At 62.7% G+C, this 17,788-nt stretch carries 13 protein-coding genes and 1 pseudogene; 9 read left to right on the top strand and 5 right to left on the bottom strand.

Annotation, left to right across the window (positions count from 1 at the left end; genetic code table 11):
* Nucleotides 1–35: 35 nt before the first annotated feature.
* Nucleotides 36–2,222, bottom strand: coding sequence for a xanthine dehydrogenase family protein molybdopterin-binding subunit (locus AC0L2J_RS20605; RefSeq protein ID WP_473393654.1), 2,187 nt, complete (start codon nucleotides 2,220–2,222; stop codon nucleotides 36–38).
* An 11-nt stretch (nucleotides 2,223–2,233) separates the two neighbouring features.
* Nucleotides 2,234–2,683, bottom strand: coding sequence for a (2Fe-2S)-binding protein (locus AC0L2J_RS20600; RefSeq protein WP_473393650.1), 450 nt, complete (start codon nucleotides 2,681–2,683; stop codon nucleotides 2,234–2,236).
* Between the two features lie 257 nt (nucleotides 2,684–2,940).
* On the opposite strand from AC0L2J_RS20600, the gene AC0L2J_RS20595 reads away from it, so the two are divergent.
* The gene (locus AC0L2J_RS20595) at nucleotides 2,941–4,560 is read left to right on the top strand and encodes a B12-binding domain-containing radical SAM protein (protein ID WP_473393647.1); all 1,620 of its coding nucleotides are present in this window, start codon (nucleotides 2,941–2,943) and stop codon (nucleotides 4,558–4,560) included.
* A 4-nt stretch (nucleotides 4,561–4,564) separates the two neighbouring features.
* Here AC0L2J_RS20595 and AC0L2J_RS20590 read toward each other — a convergent pair whose 3' ends face one another.
* On the bottom strand, nucleotides 4,565–5,953 hold the full coding sequence (locus tag AC0L2J_RS20590) for an MFS transporter (protein WP_473393644.1): 1,389 nt from the start codon (nucleotides 5,951–5,953) through the stop codon (nucleotides 4,565–4,567).
* 170 nt (nucleotides 5,954–6,123) lie between these two features.
* On the opposite strand from AC0L2J_RS20590, the gene AC0L2J_RS20585 reads away from it, so the two are divergent.
* From AC0L2J_RS20585 to AC0L2J_RS20575, 3 genes are all read left to right on the top strand, one after another.
* Nucleotides 6,124–7,185, top strand: a complete 1,062-nt coding sequence (locus AC0L2J_RS20585; protein WP_473393640.1) for an isocitrate/isopropylmalate dehydrogenase family protein — start codon at nucleotides 6,124–6,126, stop codon at nucleotides 7,183–7,185.
* Nucleotides 7,186–7,533: 348 nt separating this feature from the next.
* Nucleotides 7,534–8,490: a c-type cytochrome gene (locus tag AC0L2J_RS20580; protein WP_473393637.1), complete on the top strand. Its 957-nt coding sequence runs from the start codon at nucleotides 7,534–7,536 to the stop codon at nucleotides 8,488–8,490.
* Between the two features lie 203 nt (nucleotides 8,491–8,693).
* Entirely contained in the window at nucleotides 8,694–9,665 is a 972-nt protein-coding gene (locus tag AC0L2J_RS20575; RefSeq protein WP_473393633.1) for an ABC transporter substrate-binding protein, read from the top strand.
* A 116-nt stretch (nucleotides 9,666–9,781) separates the two neighbouring features.
* Here the strand turns inward: AC0L2J_RS20575 and lpxD are convergent, their stop codons facing one another.
* Together lpxD and AC0L2J_RS20565 are read right to left on the bottom strand one after the other, a co-directional pair.
* Nucleotides 9,782–10,816 carry a UDP-3-O-(3-hydroxymyristoyl)glucosamine N-acyltransferase gene (lpxD, locus tag AC0L2J_RS20570; RefSeq protein WP_473393630.1) on the bottom strand — a complete coding sequence of 345 codons (1,035 nt, stop codon included), beginning with the start codon at nucleotides 10,814–10,816 and terminating at the stop codon, nucleotides 9,782–9,784.
* 657 nt (nucleotides 10,817–11,473) lie between these two features.
* The gene (locus AC0L2J_RS20565; protein WP_473393628.1) at nucleotides 11,474–12,217 is read right to left on the bottom strand and encodes an SDR family NAD(P)-dependent oxidoreductase; all 744 of its coding nucleotides are present in this window, start codon (nucleotides 12,215–12,217) and stop codon (nucleotides 11,474–11,476) included.
* 138 nt (nucleotides 12,218–12,355) lie between these two features.
* Here AC0L2J_RS20565 and AC0L2J_RS20560 point away from each other — a divergent pair, with 138 nt between their 5' ends.
* From AC0L2J_RS20560 to AC0L2J_RS20540, 5 genes and pseudogenes are all read left to right on the top strand, one after another.
* Nucleotides 12,356–13,126 carry a methyltransferase domain-containing protein gene (locus AC0L2J_RS20560; RefSeq protein WP_473393624.1) on the top strand — a complete coding sequence of 257 codons (771 nt, stop codon included), beginning with the start codon at nucleotides 12,356–12,358 and terminating at the stop codon, nucleotides 13,124–13,126.
* A 185-nt stretch (nucleotides 13,127–13,311) separates the two neighbouring features.
* Nucleotides 13,312–14,313: a DctP family TRAP transporter solute-binding subunit gene (locus AC0L2J_RS20555; protein WP_007607658.1), complete on the top strand. Its 1,002-nt coding sequence runs from the start codon at nucleotides 13,312–13,314 to the stop codon at nucleotides 14,311–14,313.
* Between the two features lie 67 nt (nucleotides 14,314–14,380).
* Nucleotides 14,381–14,938, top strand: a pseudogene (locus tag AC0L2J_RS20550) (TRAP transporter small permease); the annotation flags it as partial.
* A 222-nt stretch (nucleotides 14,939–15,160) separates the two neighbouring features.
* Nucleotides 15,161–16,441 (top strand): TRAP transporter large permease, encoded by a 1,281-nt coding sequence (locus tag AC0L2J_RS20545; RefSeq protein WP_473247804.1) that lies wholly within the window; start codon nucleotides 15,161–15,163, stop codon nucleotides 16,439–16,441.
* A gap of 120 nt (nucleotides 16,442–16,561) precedes the next feature.
* Nucleotides 16,562–17,728, top strand: a complete 1,167-nt coding sequence (locus AC0L2J_RS20540; protein WP_473393617.1) for a diguanylate cyclase domain-containing protein — start codon at nucleotides 16,562–16,564, stop codon at nucleotides 17,726–17,728.
* Nucleotides 17,729–17,788: the final 60 nt, after the last annotated feature.

Below are 17,788 nucleotides of genomic sequence, written 5' to 3'. Positions count from 1 at the left end.
TGCCGCGGCGACCGTTAAGGCCGCCGCGGCGTTTCTCAGGCGAAGGTGATGTTCTGGTCGCGCAACGGCACCGAACGGATGCGCTTGCCCGTCGCCGCGAAGTACGCATTGAGCACCGCCGGCGCCGCGACGCCGATGGTCGGCTCGCCGACACCGCCCCAGAACCCGCCGCTCGGCACCATCACCGATTCGACCTTCGGCATCTCGTTGATGCGCATCGAATTGTAGGTGTCGAAGTTGGTCTGCTCGATCTTACCGTCCTTGACGGTGCAGCCGCCGTAGAACAGCGCGGAGAGGCCATAGACGAAGGACCCCGCGATCTGCCGCTCCACCTGTGCCGGATTGACGACGTAGCCGGGATCGGTGGAGGCGACGATACGATGCACCTTGATCTTGTTGCCGTCGGTCACCGAGATTTCGGCGGCGCCGGCGACATAGCTGCCATAGCCCATGACCTGCGCGATGCCGCGATAGATGCCCTGCGGCGCCGGGGTGCTCCAGCCGATCTTCTCGGCCACGGCATTGAGCACCGCCAGATGCTTGGGGTGATTGCCCATCAGCTTGCGGCGGAATTCGAGCGGGTCCTGGCCTGCGGCCTGGGCCAGCTCGTCCATGAAGCATTCCATGTAGATCGCGTTGTGATTGACGTTGACGCCGCGCCAGAAGCCCGGCGGAACGTGCGGGTTGCGCATCGCATGCTCGACCAGGAGGTTTGGTACGGAATAACCGAACGCGGCTTCGCCGGTCTGGGCGACGCCCTGGAATGCGGCCGGATCCATGCCGTTCTGCAGCGCTTCGGGACGGAGCGAGAACAGGATCGATTGCCCGGAAAGGCGGTAGTGCAGCGCGACCAGATTGTTGTCGGCATCGAACGCGCCGGTCATCTTGCACTGGGTGATCGGGTGATATCGGCCGTGCGCCATGTCCTCTTCGCGCGACCACAATAGCTTGATCGGCGTCCCCGGCATCTGCTTGGCGATCATGACGGCCTGACGGACATAGTCGGTCTGGCCACGCCGGCCGAAGCCGCCGCCCGGCATCACCTTGTGCACGTCGCACTTCTCCGCCGGGAGGCCCGACGCTTCCAACGTGGCCGCGAAGGCCGCCTCGCCGTTCTGCGTGCCGCACCAGACCTCGCACTTGTCCGCCGTGTAGACCGCCGTGGCATTCATCGGCTCCATGGTGGCGTGGTTCTGGTAGGGATAGCTGTAGACGGCCTCGATCTTCTTGGCGGCAGTAGCAATCGCCGCCTTGGCATCGCCGTTCTTGTTGCCGACATAGGCCGGCTGCTCATTGGCCAGGCCCTCCGTCAGCCATTTCGCGATCGACTCGCTTGAGACCTTGGCGTTGTCGCCCTCGTCCCAGACGATCGGCAGCGCATCCAGCGCGGTCTTGGCGTGCCACCAGGTGTCGGCAACGACCGCGACCGCGGTATCGCCGACCTTGACGACCTTCTTGACGCCCTTCATGCCGGTGACCTTGGCTTCGTCAAAGCTCTTCAGCTTGCCGCCGAACACCGGGCAATCCTTGATCGCGGCGTTCAGCATGCCCGGCAGCTTGACGTCGATGCCGTAGATCATGGTGCCGGTGGTCTTCTCGGCGGTGTCCAGCCGCTTCACGCCCTTGCCGATCAGCTTCCAGTCCTTCGGGTCCTTCAGCTTGACGTCGGCCGGCGGCGTCAGCTTGGCCGCGGCCTCGGCGACCTTGCCATAAGTCGTGGTCTTGCCGGACGGCGTGTGCGTGATGACGCTGTTGGCGGCCGTGCATTCCGACGCCGGCACTTTCCACGCCTCGGCGGCGGCCTGGATCAGCATCACGCGGGCGGTGGCGCCGCCCTTGCGGACATAGTCTTGCGAAGAACGGATGCCGCGGCTGCCGCCGGTCGAGAAATCGCCCCAGACGCGCTTGCGGGCGACGCTCTGGCCCGGTGTCGGATATTCGGTCGAGACCTTCGACCAGTCGCATTCGAGTTCCTCGGCGACGAGCTGGGCGAGGCCGGTGAGCGAGCCCTGGCCCATTTCGGAGCGGGCGATGCGGATGACGACGGTGTCGTCGGGCCTGACCACCACCCAGGCGCCGATCTCGGGGGAGCCGTCGGCCGCGCGGACCACGGCGGGGCCGCCGAAGGGGATATCGAGGCCGATTGCGAGACCCGCGCCGACCGCGGCGGTGCCGATGACGAAGGCACGGCGGTTCATCCTGGGAGAGACATGCTTGTTCATGTGGCGGCTCCTTACGCGCTTGCGATCGTGTGGATCGCTTCGCGCACCTGCTGGAAGGTGCCGCAGCGGCAGATATTGGTGATGGCCTCGTCGATGTCGGCGTCGGTCGGCTTCGGCTTCTCGCTCAGCAGCGCCGCCACCGCCATGATCATTCCACTCTGGCAATAGCCGCATTGCGGAACGTCCTGGGCGATCCAGGCTTCCTGCACCTTGTGCAGCGCGTTGCCGGAGGCGAGCCCTTCGATGGTCGTGATCTTCTTGCCCGCGGCCTCGCCGACCGAAACGCCGCAGGAGCGAATGGCGACGCCGTCGATGTGAACCGTGCAGGCACCGCATTGTGCAATGCCGCAGCCATATTTGGTGCCGGTCAGGCCGGCGTTCTCGCGGATCGCCCAGAGCAGCGGCGTATCCGGCTCGACCTCGAGCGTGAAGGTTTTTCCGTTGATTGTTAGGTTTGCCATCGCAGTCCCCTGATTGGCCCAATCCACCGATTGGACTCAGGGGCGCAATGTGTCCGGCAAATTGGAAACGTTCAAATCAATAGTCCGAGGGGCAGCCGCCGGGGATTCCTTCCCTGAGCGCCCGCGGCATGGTTTGGGGCGACGTCTACCGGCTTCCGCGCCGACGCCCGTGGAACCGAGAGCGACAGTTTGTCCCTTTTGGCAGGGTGCAAGTCGACAATGCTCTGCTACAGTGGAATCAGCCAAAAAGGGGTTCCATGAACGTACCGCAGCCTTGCAACGTCCTGATGCTCTATCCGCTGTTCTCGGCAGAGTCCTTCTGGAGCTTTGGCGAATCCTGCAAAGTATTGGGCGTGAAGCGGCCCGCGGCCCCTTTGGGGCTGATCACCGTTGCCGCGATGTTGCCCGAGAGCTGGACGGTCCGGCTGATCGATTGCAACACGGAATCCTTCAGCGACGAGGATCTTTCCTGGGCCGACGTCGTCTTCACCGGCGGAATGATGCCGCAGCAGGCCGACACGCTGCGCCTGATCGAAATTTGCCGTGCCGCGGGCAAGCCGGTGGTCGTCGGCGGTCCCGATCCCACCTCGAGCCCCCATATCTATGAGAGGGCCGACTTTCAGGTGCTCGGAGAGGCCGAAAGCGTTCTCCACGAATTCGTCGCGGCCTGGGACAGTGGCGCACGCTCCGGCGTCTTCATCGCGCCGAAATTCCAGGCCGACGTCACCAAGACGCCGGTGCCGCGCTTCGACCTGCTCAAGTTCGAGGACTACCTTTATCTCGGTGTGCAGTATTCCCGCGGTTGCCCGTTCACCTGCGAGTTCTGCGACATCATCGAGCTCTATGGCCGGGTGCCGCGAACCAAGACGAATGAGCAAATGCTGGTCGAGCTCGACAGGCTCTACGCCATGGGTTACCGCGGCCATCTCGACTTCGTCGACGACAATTTCATCGGCAACAAGAAGTCGCTGCGGCTGTTCCTGCCTCAGCTGGCCGAATGGCAGCGTGCCCACGGCTATCCCTTCGAACTGTCGACTGAAGCCTCGGTCAATCTGGCCGACGATCCCGAGCTATTGGACCTGATGGGCCAGGCGAATTTCTTCGCCATCTTCGTCGGCATTGAAAGTCCGGATCCGGCGACGCTGGTCGCGATGCGGAAGAAGCAGAACACGCGGCGCAACATCGCCGAGAGCATCCACAAGATCTACGCCGCGGGCATGCTCGTCACCGCGGGTTTCATCGTCGGCTTCGACAATGAGAAGCTCTCGATGGCGGATGCCATGATCGACTTCATCGAAGAGGCGGCGATCCCGGTCAGCATGGTCGGCCTGCTCTATGCCTTGCCGAACACGCAGCTGACGCGCCGCCTCGAGCGCGAGGGCCGGCTGCATCCGGGCCACGATTTGGCGCCGACCATCGGCGCCGATCAGTGCACCGCCGGGATCAACTTTGATCCGGTGCGCCCATTGCGCGACATCCTGACGGACTACAAGCGCGTGCTGGAGCACATCTACAGCCCGGAGGCCTATGCAAGGCGCATCGACCGTCTGATGACGCTGCTCGACCGCTCTCGCCAGCGCCAGGAGCTCGCGGAAGGCGATATCCGCGCCCGGATCGGCGCGATGGAAACGGTGCACAAGGTGGTCACGGCCCTTCCCGAGGCGCGCGGGCCGCTGTGGCAGACCTTCATGAACTGCGCCAAGCGCGACACCACATCGGCGCGGATCGCCGTGCAGATGATCGCTGCCTATGCGCATCTCGGGCCGTTCTCGCGCAAGGTGATCGCTGCCATCGATGAGCGCCTCGCCGCACTCGACGAAGAGACGGTCGTTCCGGTCGCGACCGTCGAGGTGACGGCGGCCCGACATCTGGCCTGACGGTCTACTTCACCGCCAGCCGCAAAAAGCTCATCACGCTGCCGAGCGCTGCGAAGCCGGCGCCGAGTGCCAATGCCACGACTGCGCCATCGTGACCAGCGAGCGAGAAGCAGAGCGCGGCGAGCGCCGCCCCCGTGGTCTGCCCGGTCAGGCGCGCGGTGGCGACGATGCCCGAGGCGCTGCCGCTGCGATGCGGCGGCGCACTCGACATCACCGCCTTCATGTTCGGCGCCTGGAAGAAGCCGAACCCCATGCCGCAGATCACCATCCGCCAGATGATGTCGGGGATCGCAGGATTGGCTGGCAGCATCGCGAGCAACGCCATGCCGAGGCCGAGCAGCACGAGCCCGATGCCGCCGAGCAATCCGACCGCGTGCCGGTCGGAGAGGCGTCCGGCGATCGGCGCCATGATGCCGACCACCAGCGGCCATGGCGTCATGAAAAAGCCGGTCTCGACCTGCGAACGACCCAGCACGTCCTCGAAATAGAACGGCAACGAGACGAAGGCGAGACCCTGCACGGCAAAGGAGCACACGGCCGTCGCCGCCGACAGCGCGAACATCGGCCGACTGAACAGATCAATCGGCAGCATCGGGGCCGGATGATCGGCATGGCGGCGCGTCAGGATGAAGCCGAGCGCGAGAGCCGTGACCAGCTCGATGCCTACCACCACCGGTGAGAGATTGTGCGCGGCACTGCCGATGCCTGTGATGAACAGGCCGAGGCAGGCCGACGCGAGGGCCGCGCCGAGAAAGTCAAAGCCGTGATCGGCGCGCGGCGTCTTCGGCAGCATCGCAAAGCCGATGCCGATCGCGACGAGGCCGAACGGGATGTTGACGGCGAACAGCCATGGCCACGGGCCGACCGCGAGGATGGCGGAGGCGATCGAGGGACCGAAGGTAAAGGCGGTCGCGACCACCAGCGCGTTGTGGCCGAAGCCACGGCCGAGCATCCGGCCGGGATAGACGAAACGCACCAGCGCCGTGTTGACGCTCATGATGCCGCTCGCACCCAGCCCTTGCAGCGTGCGCGCAACCAGCAGGCTCTCCAGCGACCAGGCCACCGCGCAAAACAGCGAAGCGATGGTGAACAGGATCAATCCGCCGAGATAGATGCGCTGGTGCCCGACGATCTCGCCGAGTGCTCCCAACGGCAGCAGCGTCGCCACCAACGCGATCTGGTAGACGTTGACCACCCAGACCGATTGCTCCGGGCTGACATGCAGGTCGCCGGCAATGGCGGGCAGCGCGATGTTGGCGATCGCGGTGTCGAGCGAGGCCATCGCCAGCGCGGTGAAGATCGCGGCAATGGCCCAGCGCCGCTGTGCGGCTGGAAGGCCGTCGGAAATGGTGTGGTCGGGCTTGCGCGCGGTGGCAGGTAACGTGATTGTCATTGCGTGGGCGCGTTGCTCCGGCGGCCGGCTCCAGGGGACTTTGGCATGTACTACGGCGCGGCCGCCTTCCACAGGCATATGCTTGCATGCAGTGTATGCGCGAAGGCTGGGCGATGATTCCGGGCGCCGGCGTATGATCGCGCGAACGGCTGCAATGTCAGGGGAGCGCCATGCACATCGTCGTTTTGCCCGGTGACGGCATCGGGCCCGAGATCACGACCGCGACATCAGGCGTGCTGCGCGCGGCCTCCGAACGCTTCCAGCTCAACCTGCGCCTGGAGGAGCACGTAGTCGGCCATGCGAGCCTCAAACAATTCGGTACGACGGTGCGCCCCGAGCTGCTCGACATCGTCCGCGCCGCCGATGGCCTAGTGCTCGGGCCGACCGCGACCTTCGATTTCAAGGACGAAGCCCATGGCGAGATCAACCCGTCGCGCTATTTTCGCAAGAACCTCGACCTCTACGCCAATCTAAGGCCCGCTCGCACCTATGCGGGGCTGTCCGGCCGGGTCGGCGATTTCGACCTCGTCGTGGTGCGCGAGAACACGGAAGGGTTTTACGCCGACCGCAACATGGAGCAGGGCAATGGCGAGATGCTGGTCACATCGGATGTCGTGATCTCGCTGCGCCGGATCACGCGCCTTTGCTGCGAGCGCATCGCGCACGCCGCCTGCCGTCTGGCGATGAAGCGGCGCAAGCATCTCACCATTGTGCACAAGGCCAATGTGCTCAAGCTCGGCGACGGCATGTTCCTCGACATCTGCCGCGACGCGGCTATCGCCTATCCCGGCCTCGGGGTCGACGACATCCTCGTCGACGCCATGATGGCGCATGTGGTGCGCAACCCCGACCGCTTCGACGTCATCGTCGCCACCAACATGTTCGGCGACATCCTGTCCGATCTCACCGCCGAACTCTCGGGCAGCCTCGGGCTCGGCGGCTCGCTCAATGTCGGTCACAGCCACGCCATGGCGCAGGCCGCGCACGGCTCGGCGCCTGACATTGCCGGGCAGGACGTTGCCAATCCAGTCTCGTTGATCCTGTCGACGGCGTTGTTGCTGGCCTGGCATGGCGAGAAGAGTGGCGCGGTCCGCTACGAGGAAGCCGCGCGTGCGATCGAGGCGGCGGTAGCGAAGGCGATCGGCGAGGGCAGGGCAACACGCGATGTCGGCGGCAAGCTCGGCACCATCGCGGCGGGGGCGGCGATCGCGGAGATCTTGCAGGCCGGGTGAGTGGTCATGCGGGGTCTTGCGTGTTTTTTTTAAGGGCTCAAAACAAAAAAACGCGAAAACAACCCCATGCACAGTAGAAGGCCCCTTGATTAATAAGGGATTTCCGAAACGCGCAGCGACGACATTCGCCGCGGCCATGACGTTGACGCGTCGGGCAAAACACTGGCAGGATGCCAGGATTGCACCGGTCGACAAAAGACCATTGTGTGCTTCCCGTGAAGGAGCGATGTGCGCTTCCTGTGGTGAAGCAGATCTGGGCGTGCAGCTCCGGCATTCCGCTTTCGAAGTGCTAAGTTTCTTTTTTCTTTTTTGGTGATTTTACTCGATACATTGCAGAGGTTTATTGCCATGAAGATGTCTGTGCCAATTTTGTGGGCAGCCGTGATCCTTACAGCAACGGCTGCCTTGGCGCAGAATGGGCTTCCGGCCTGGGCGTTCTTGTGGGATCCGACCGTGAAGGTGCCCCCGGCTGACGACAAGCCCAATCAACTCGCCGGCAGTAATGCCGCGTTCAGCTGGAAGCAGGCGCGCGACCTTTTCTTTGCGCCTGATTGGCATCCTGATGACCATCCGGCCATGCCGGAGATCGTTGCCAACGGACGAAAGCCGGATGTCCGCGCTTGCGGATCGTGCCATCGCGTCGAGGGCACCGGCGGTCCTGAAAATGCGAGTCTGGCGGGCTTGCCGGAGAGCTATCTTGTTCAGCAACTCGCTGATTTCAAAAGCGGCGCGCGAAAGATGTCGGGGCCGGAGAGGCCTGCCACACAATTGATGATGGCGTCAGTCAAAGCCATGACCGACGCCGAGGTGCGTGCTGCGGCAGCGTATTTCTCTGCGCAGAAGCCCCAGCAGATTATCAAGGTCGTCGAAAGCGAAAGCATTCCAAAGACGGGGCCGTCCCGCTTGTTCTTCGTCAAAAGCCCCGAGGGCGGCTCCGAAATCCTCGGCCCGCGCATCGTCGAGATGCCGGACGATGTGGATCAATTCGAGCTCCGAGACTCCCGAGCGACCTTCACAGCCTATGTGCCGGTTGGAAGCCTGACGAGGGGAGAAACACTCGCCAAGACGGGCGGATCGGGAATAACCGTTGCCTGCGGTAGCTGCCACGGTCCGGAGCTGAAGGGCGTCGGTGATATTCCGCCGATTGCCGGGCGCTCGCCGACCTACATCGTGCGCCAGCTTCATGAGTTTCAAAGCGGGGGGCGCGTGGCAAACGCAAGCTCCCTGATGCAACAGACTGTCGAAAAGCTGTCGCAGAACGACATGATCGCGCTGGCTGCCTACGTGGCATCGCTCTCGCCATGATCCAAGCAGCTGTTGCGGGAATGACGTCGTTTCTTGGCCCTTCTCGTCGGTTGGCGTAGGGCACGGCAGGTCCCGAGTCTGGGGAGAGCAGAAGTCATCGCCTCCGGTGCAGACTGCCGCCTCCCCGATCCGGTCGTCAGTTCGCTTGGAGCAACGTAGAACACTGGCTGTTCTCAGCCGGAGTGTATGAGATTGGATTGGTAATGAAACGACGAGAATTCCTGACTCTGGTTGGTGTGGCGTCTGCGTTGCCTCTGGCAGCGCGAGCACAGCAAGCGAAGCGAAGACCTCGAATTGGCCTTCTCCTCCCGCCACCGCGGAATTTGGAAGTAGACGCATTCCTCAAGGGGCTCGGCGATCTCGGTTGGGTTGACGGCGTGAACGTTCATGTCGAATATCGCGACGCCGGTGGCGACGACGCAAGGCTGCCGGCGCTTGCGCACGAACTCGTCGCTCTTGATATTGACGTTCTCGTCACAGCCACATTTCCCGGGATTCTTGCCGCTCACAACGCAACGGCAAAAATCCCGACGGTGATGATCGTGGGCCCCGATCTGGTGACCATAGGCCTTGCAGCCAGCATGGCTCATCCTGGCGGCAACATCACGGGACAGACCTTTTTCCTGACAGAACTGGCTGCAAAGCGCTTGGAGATTCTCGCAGGCCTGGCTCCCTCGACGAGACGCGTAGGGGTGCTCATGCAGCGAGGAAATCCACTGAACAACGCTACAATGAGCACCATGAGGAACGCAGCGCAGGCGTTGAAGATGGAGCTGCTACCTATCGAGGTCGACGTCCCCGGCGATCTCGAAAGCGCGCTGTCACTCGTCGGCTCTAACCCTATGGACGGCCTCGTGATCACGGACGCAAACGCGTTCGTCACCAACACGTCCGTGGTCGCCGCGATCGTGGACAAGTGCCGCGTGCCATCGGTCGCCGCACCCATTGTCGCCTCCCGGGGGGCCGCCCTGATGGGTTACGGGGTGGACTTCACCGCAATGTTCCGCCACGCGGCTGTTTTCGTCGACAAGATCTTGAAGGGTGCCAGCCCCGCCGAGATTCCCATCGAGCAGCCGACGCAGTTCAAGACGGTTATCAACCACAAGACCGCAAAGGCGCTCGGCGTGGAGATACCTCCGTCGTTGCTGGTGCGCGCGGATGACGTGATCGAATAACAGCGCCAACCTCTGCAGTAGCCTCGTTCTCCGCGATCGCGGAGAACTTGCCGCTGGGATGAGGTCGCCCTGCGGGGCCTTGCGTGTTTTTTACGGAGGCTTCGGGGTGGCGGCAGCTATATGCCCGATTTCGTAAGTCGAGCCAGCGTAGCGAGTTGCCGCATCCATTGCATTCTAGGCCGGGCTGGATAGCCACCCCAGGTCGTTCCCGGGGGAACGTTGGTCATAACTCCCGAGCCCCCCGCCACCCTTGCACCCTTGCCTATCGTGACGTGAGGAGCAATCGCAACTCTGCCACCAAGGACGACAAAATCTTCAATCGTAACGCTGCCACTAAGACCCGATTGTGCGACGATGATACAATTGCGGCCAATGACTACGTTGTGACCGATCTGACAGAGATTGTCGATCTTTGTAGCTTCTCCGATGATCGTGTCTCTTATACCGCCCCGATCGATCGTCGTGCCGGCTCCGATCTCTACGTCGTCATGGATAATGACTCGCCCGGTCTGCGGGACTTTTTGCCATCGGACACCGGCGACATAGCCAAAACCGTCCTGCCCAATATGGGAACCCGGATGGATTACGACGCGCTCGCCCATGAGCGTATGTGTAATCGAACAGCCCGCGCCAATCGTGCAGTTGCGGCCTATCAGAACATCCGGGCCGATCACGGCCGTGGCGGAGATGATGCTTCCCGCTCCAATCTCAGCTCGGGGTCCGATCACGGCTCCCGGATCAACCGTGATTCCGTCAGCAAGGCGCGCAGTTGGATGGATCGTCGAGCCGGAAGCTATATCGCTGGCTTCGTAAACGGAGGTGGGCCGAAGAGATCGGGGGTAAAGTTCGCTATGGACGTCGACAAATGCTTGGTAGGGCTGCTTCGCAAGCAGCGAGATGAGAGTACTTGGGGCGCAGTTTTCGAAGCGATGAAGCATCAGGCAGGCCCCCGCGCGCGTTGTAGTCAGCGCGTCGGCGTACTTGCCGCTTTCGATAAAAACGAGGTCATTCGGCCCGGCGAGTTCAAGTGGCGCAACGTTTGTAATCAGATGTGAAAGTCGTGTCGCGTCGTGACATTCGGCGCCGGTTAGCGAGATAATTCTGGCTACCGTCAAGCCTGCGGGGCTATCGAAGAACTTGCCGTCTCGCATATCCCCACCCCCATTGCGGAACGATTGCGAATAGGGTGAGGCGATATCGCTGCAACCTGAATCGCCGTTCTTGTTGGTCTTGCGTCCAACCTTGAAAAGCTCCGTAAGGGCAATTCAAAGGTTACCAAGTCTGCTTCATCCTTTCTCCAATTGAAGCTCGATCGCTCGATTTCGGTACGATTACGATGACCAGCGATTCTTTTGAGAGGAGAACGAACCAACCTGTCGTCGGTTGATTTAGATCAATGGTCAAGGACCATCCGTTGCGGGGCCTCGAAAGAACCCGACAATGCTGCATGTGGGCCAACTCGGTGGCGATAAGGCTCCATCGCTGTCCATAAAGGGCCAAGATTCATCAGGACGGCATTGATCAGTCGCGGGCCCGCTAGCGATGGCTTACGTTGTTTTCGGCTAGGCTAACGACGCTAAACGGCAACTATCCCGTCTGGAAGGACCTCGCGCCGCACGATTGCAAGGCTGCCATCGGGCAGGCGGTCAAATCCTTTTGGAGGTATGGAGATGATTGCGGGCGGTTCGTCACCGCTCTGCTGGTGTCCTTAGCCAGTTCGTCAGGGCGAACTAGCACTTTCCGCTCCTCCTGAAGACAGTCCGGAAAGGACCCGCCTCCGGGACTGATGGACGCCAGGGATGATAGCCTCAGAACTGATACCTCCGCAGCCCCCCGTCCACCGGGATCACCGTGCCCGTGATGTAGCGCGCCACGGGTGACGCCAGAAACACCGCCAACGCCGCAAGGTCTTCCGGCTCGCCCCAATATCCGACAGGAATCTCTTCTTCCGCGAAGCGCTCGCGATAATCAGGCGCGTAGTTGCGGCGGATCTGTTCGCTCATGATGCGGCCGGGCGGGATGCAATTGATGGTGATGCCGTGCTCGCCGATCTCGCGCGACAGGCCCTTGGCCCAGGCGTGCACGGCGGCTTTGGCGGCGAACGCGGCGTTGAGGCCTTCCGGCTCGGACTTGCCGGTGATGTTGACGATGCGGCCCCATTTGCGTTCGATCATCTGCGGCAGCAGCGCATGCGCGATGCGGCGGTAGCTGGTGAAATTCAGCGCGATCGCCTCGTCCCATTGGCTGTCGGGCGCATCGACGGGGAGGGGGCGGCTGCCGCCGGCGTTGTTGATGAGGATGTCGACATGGCCGAGTTCTTTGAGCGCGAAGGCCGAAATGTTCTCCGCCGCGTCCTTGGCCATCACGTCCTGCTCGAACGGCGTGATCAGGCCGGAGCCGACTTCCGTCACCAGCTCGGCGAGCAGATCGGTGCGCCGTGCCACGCCGACGACGCGCACGCCTTCGGCAGCCAAGCCCTTCGCGATGGCACGGCCGATGCCGACGCTCGCTCCGGTGACGACGGCGGTTTTCGATTTGAGCCCGAGATCCATGGTGACACGCCCTCTTGTTTGTTTTTTGCTGTTCGTTTCCTGCCCCGTCCCGCCGGCTTGCGAATTGCCTGAACGGGACGAGCAGTGGTAACCAAGAGCCGCGTTGAAGGAAACACGAAAAAGAAAAGGCGCCGAGCGATGGTGTGGGATCCGCAGCAATATCTAAAGTTCTCCGGCCACCGGCTTCGGCCCGCCGTCGACCTCTTGATGCGGATTCCGGATTCTGGTCCGCGTGCGGTTGCCGATCTCGGCGCCGGCGCCGGCAACGTCACCAGGCTGATCAAGGAGCGTTGGCCGGACGCGACGGTGGCCGGTGTCGAGGGCTCAGCCGAGATGGTTGCCGCCGGCCGCAAGGCGGCGCCGGACGTGGAATGGTCCCACGAGGACCTCGGCCGTTGGCGCCCGACGAAGCAATATGACGTCGTCTATTCCAATGCCGCGCTGCACTGGCTGCCCAATCATGCGGCACTGTTTCCATCGATCATGGAGAAGGTGACGCCCGGCGGGATCCTCGCGGTGCAGATGCCGCGCAACTTTCTTGCGCCCTCGCATGTGCTGATCGGCGAGACCGCGCTGAACGGTCCCTGGCGGTCCAAGGTCGAGCATCTCGTCACGCCGCCGCCGGTCGAAGCGCCGGCCTATTATCACGGTCTTCTTGCTCCGATGTCGGCCAATATCGACATCTGGGAGACCGAATATCTGCAGGTGCTGGAAGGCGAGAACCCCGTGAAGGAGTGGACCAAGGGGACCTGGCTGACGCGCTATCTCGACATCTTGCAGGGCGACGAGAAGGCGGCATTCGAAGCCGCCTATGGGATGCGGGTCGCGAAAGCCTACCCGAAGAACGCCGCGGGACAGACGCTGTTTCCGTTCCGGCGTCTGTTCATGGTCGCCCAGCGCAACGGCTGATCGCACTGCCGCAATGCGACATAAGCGCTCGCTTCCGGGAACGGCAGCGGGAGCCGGGTTGCACAAGATAGCCTGGCTGCGGCAAATTGGGCTTAGGTCTAGTTGTTCGGGTGGCGGATTGCTGTCACTACTGAAATCGGAAAACAAAAAAGACCCGGTTTTAGAGGTTGTTGGGAGGTTCGTTCATGCGCAAGCTGCTTCTTGCGGTCGCCGCCGCGGCCATTTTCGTGGCGCCCGCCGTTGTCGAGGCCCAGAGCCCGATCGTCATCAAATTCAGCCACGTCGTCGCCAACGACACTCCCAAGGGCAAGGGCGCCCTGAAGTTCAAGGAGCTCGCGGAGAAGTACACCGACGGCAAGGTCAAGGTTGAAATCTACCCGAACTCCACGCTGTACAAGGACAAGGAGGAGATCGAGGCGCTGCAGCTCGGCTCGGTGCAGATGCTCGCCCCCTCCACCGCGAAGTTCGCACCGCTCGGTATCAAGGAATTCGAGGCGCTCGACCTGCCCTGGCTGTTCAAGGACGACCAGACCTATTCGAACGCGATGAAGGGCACGATCGGCAAGTGGCTGTTCGAGAGGCTCGAGACCAAGGGCATCACCGGGCTCGCTTATTGGGACAACGGCTTCCACATGCTCTCCGCCAACCGTCCCCTGATGAAGCCGGCCGATTTCCAGGGTCTCAAATTCCGCATCTCCGGATCGAAGGTCGCCGACCAATATCTCCGGATCATGGGCTCGATCCCCCAGATCATGGCGTTTTCCGAAGTCTACCAGGCTTTGCAGACGGGCGTGGTCGACGGCTGCGAGAACACCGCGTCCAACTACCTGACGCAGAAGTTCTACGAGGTGCAGAAGGACATCACGGTGTCCTATCACGCGCACCTGCAATATGCTGTCATCGTCAATTCGAAATTCTGGTCCGGCCTGCCGCCGGATATCCGCGCCCAGCTCGAGAAGGCGATGAACGAGGCGACCGACTACACCAACAAGATCGCGCACCAGGAGAACGAAGACGCGCTGGCCGAGATCAAGAAGACAGGCAAGACCACGCTGCATTATCTGACTGACGCCGATCGCAAGGCGTGGCAGGAAGCGATGCAGCCGACCTACAAATGGGCAAAGGGGCGGGTTGGGCAGGAGGTGCTTGATCTCGTCGCCAAGGAACTCGACGTCAAGATGAACTGACGCCGGCGCGCTTTGAGAACAACCATGAACGGTCGGGAGTGATCGCACTCCCGGCCGTTGCTCTTGAATGATGAGCCAAGCTGAGGGGACCAAGTTGCTGCGTGCATTGAATCGTGTGCTCAATCATCTCGAGGAATGGCTGATCGCGACGATGATCGCGGCCGCGACATCGCTCATCTTCGTTGCCGTGCTGCACCGATATGGCGCCGGGCTGTCGATCGACATCGCCAAATGGGCGGAGGCCCGCAACCTGACCTTCCTGGCCGTCCCCATGCGAGCCGCGTTCGTCTGGCTTGCCGCTCTCGACCTGTCCTGGGCGCAGGAGCTCTGCATCTACATGTTCATCTGGATGGCGAAGTTCGGTGCGGCCTACGGGGTGCGCACTGGCATCCATGTCGGCGTCGACGTCCTGGTCAACATCCTTCCCGGCGGATCGCGCCGCCGCGTCATCACGTTCGGCCTGATGTGCGGCGCTCTTTTCACTGCGATCGTGTGCTATTTCGGGGCTGCGTTCGTCGGTCAGATGTGGCAGACCGGCCAGCAATCCAACGATCTGGAAGCGCCGATGTGGCTGGTGTATCTCACCATCCCGCTCGGCTCCGGGCTGATGTGCTTCCGCTTCCTGCAAGTCGCCTGGTCGTTCTATCACACCGGCGAGCTGCCGCATCACGACGTGGCCGGCGTCGAGGGCGTGGAAGTAGACCCGGTCCATCCGGCCCCGGTCACGCGCAGTCAGGTCATCCGCGACGAGCGCAGCCCGCTCGGCTGGGTCCTGATGTTGTTGCCGGTCCTGATCGTGGCCGTGTGCTTCGCCCATTCAGCGCACGTGATCACGCTGCCGCAGGGCATGCGTGTCGCCGTCGTTTTCGGCCTTCTGCTGTCGTTGATGCTCACGGGCATGCCAATCTCGATCGCGCTCGGCCTGACCGTGCTCAGCTTCATGTTCACGCTGACCGACGTGCGAACGGAATCGGTGGCGCTGAAACTGTTCACCGGCATCGAGAGCTTCGAGATCATGGCGATCCCGTTCTTCATCCTTGCCGGCAACTTCCTGACCCATGGCGGCGTGGCGCGCCGGATGATCGCGTTCGCGACTTCGCTGGTCGGGCATTGGTACGGCGGCCTCGCGCTCTCGGGCGTCGTCGCCTGCGCGCTGTTCGCCGCGATTTCCGGCTCGTCGCCGGCCACCGTAGTGGCGATCGGATCGGTGATCCTGCCCGCAATGGTCGCGCAGGGATTTCCGAAGAGGTTCGGGGCGGGCGTGATCACGACCTCGGGCTCGCTTGGAATTCTCATTCCACCGTCGATTCCGATGGTGCTTTTTGCCGTCTCCACCAACACCTCCGTCGGCAAGCTGTTCATCGCCGGCATCGTGCCGGGAATGGTGCTCGCCATGCTGCTCGGCGCCACGACGTTCTATCGGGCCTGGCGTAACGACTATCCGAGGATGCCGAAAGCAACCTTCTACGAACGCTTCGATGCGTTCCGCAAGTCGATCTGGGGTATCCTGCTGATCGTGATCGTGATCGGCGGCATCTACAGCGGCCTGTTCACACCGACCGAAGCTGCCGCCGTCAGCGCCGTGTACGCCTTCATCGTCGCAGTGTTCATCTACAAGGATCTGAAGCTGCGAGACGTGCCGCGCGTGCTGCTGTCGTCGGCAAATCTTTCGGCGATGCTGCTCTACATCATCACCAACGCCGTCTTGTTCTCGTTCCTGATGACCTACGAGAACGTGCCGCAAGCGCTGGCGCAATGGATGATCGACCAGGGCCTGGGCTGGATCGGCTTCCTCCTCCTCGTCAATCTCCTGCTGCTGGTGGCGGGCAACGTGATGGAGCCGTCCTCGATCATCCTGATCATGGCGCCGATCCTGTTTCCGGTTGCGATCAAGCTCGGCATCGATCCGATCCATTTCGGCATCCTGATGACGGTCAACATGGAGGTGGGGCTGTGCCATCCCCCGGTCGGCCTCAATCTCTACGTCGCCTCGGGCATCGCCAAGATGGGTATCACCGAGCTCACGGTCGCGGTGTGGCCATGGCTCCTGACCATGCTGGGATTCCTGGTGGTCGTGACATACTGGCCCGGTCTGTCGCTGTGGCTGCCGAGATTGCTGGGGATGTAACCGAGCGTCGGGCGACGCATGGCTAACGCGAGGTAAATCTGCTCGCTCAAATGCCACCACTGTGCGGTGCACGCATTTTTACGGATGTGCGGTAGAACCGTGCCAGCGGATGGGGCTGGCATGTTGTTCAACAGAATGGAATCCGGACGGGCATCGATTTCCGACGCCGTCTACATGGAAGTGATCACGGGGCTGCACGGCACGACGGTGCCCACTATTCTCGCCGCCGTCTGCCAGGTGATGGTCGGCGCGATCACAACCTACGAGACCGGTGACGCAATAACGGCAGCCCTTACGGTCGCCGGTGTCGTGGTGGCCATCATCCGTCTGTTCGAAATCGCTGCGTTCCGCCGTCGCCTCACGCAGCCGCCGCAGCTGGATCGGGCCGAGGCCGCGCGCTGGGAACGGCGGTACATTGCCGGCACCGTCATGACGGCCTTGGTGCTCGGCGTGTTTGCGGCGCGCAGCATCGTGCTGGGCGATGCGCTCTGCTGCGTGATGGCGGTCGGCATTGGTTTCGGCTTCGGTGCCGGCGTGGTGGCGCGGCTGGCGCTGCGGCCCGTCGCAGCGTTGCTCGATCTCGTCGCGATCGCCGCGCCTGCTGCGATCGTGACGTTGATGCAGCCCGATTTGCGGCATGTCGGGCTCGGGCTCCTCATCCTGATGTATGTGGCCGCGAGCTTCGAGATGGTGCGGCTGAGCTTCAATGCCTCGATCAGCCAGATCACGCTCAAACGACAGTTCGAGCAGCTCGCGCGCTCGGACTCGATGACCGGCGTCTTTAACCGTTCGGTGCTGGCGGAGAATCTCCCGCGAATGCTGGCGGATGGAACTTCCAGCACGATCGCGGTCCACGCCCTCGATCTCGACCGCTTCAAGGAGGCCAATGACCGCTTCGGCCATCCCGTCGGCGACGCGCTGCTCAAGCAGGTGGCCGGACGGCTCAAGGCGCTTGCCGCAGCTGATGATCTCGTGGTCCGGATGGGCGGCGACGAGTTCATCCTGGTGCAGCGCGCGGCGGCCGATGCGGAAGCGATGGCACGGCGGATCGTGCAATCGATCAGCGCGCCCTATGATGTCGACGGGCAGGTGATCGGGCTCGGCGTCAGCGTCGGCGTTGCCGTCGCGCCGCAGGATGGACGCACGGTGGAGGGGCTGTTATCGCGCTCCGACCGGGCGATGTACCGCGCCAAGCAGGACGGGGGCGGCTACGTGCTGGCGCGGGAGCTGCGGATGGCGGAGATGCGCGCCTCCGGCAAGCCGGTGACTGGAGGTTTGGCCGCGTAAGGACCTGTTGGAACCGCAATCGAGATGCGGTTAGATGCCTCCCACGAGCGACGAGCCGGG

It is taken from the genome of Bradyrhizobium sp. MV1.5 (genome assembly GCF_055807615.1).
The sequence above is the reverse complement of the archived record's forward strand: the minus strand, read 5'-3'. Positions and strand labels throughout refer to the sequence as shown.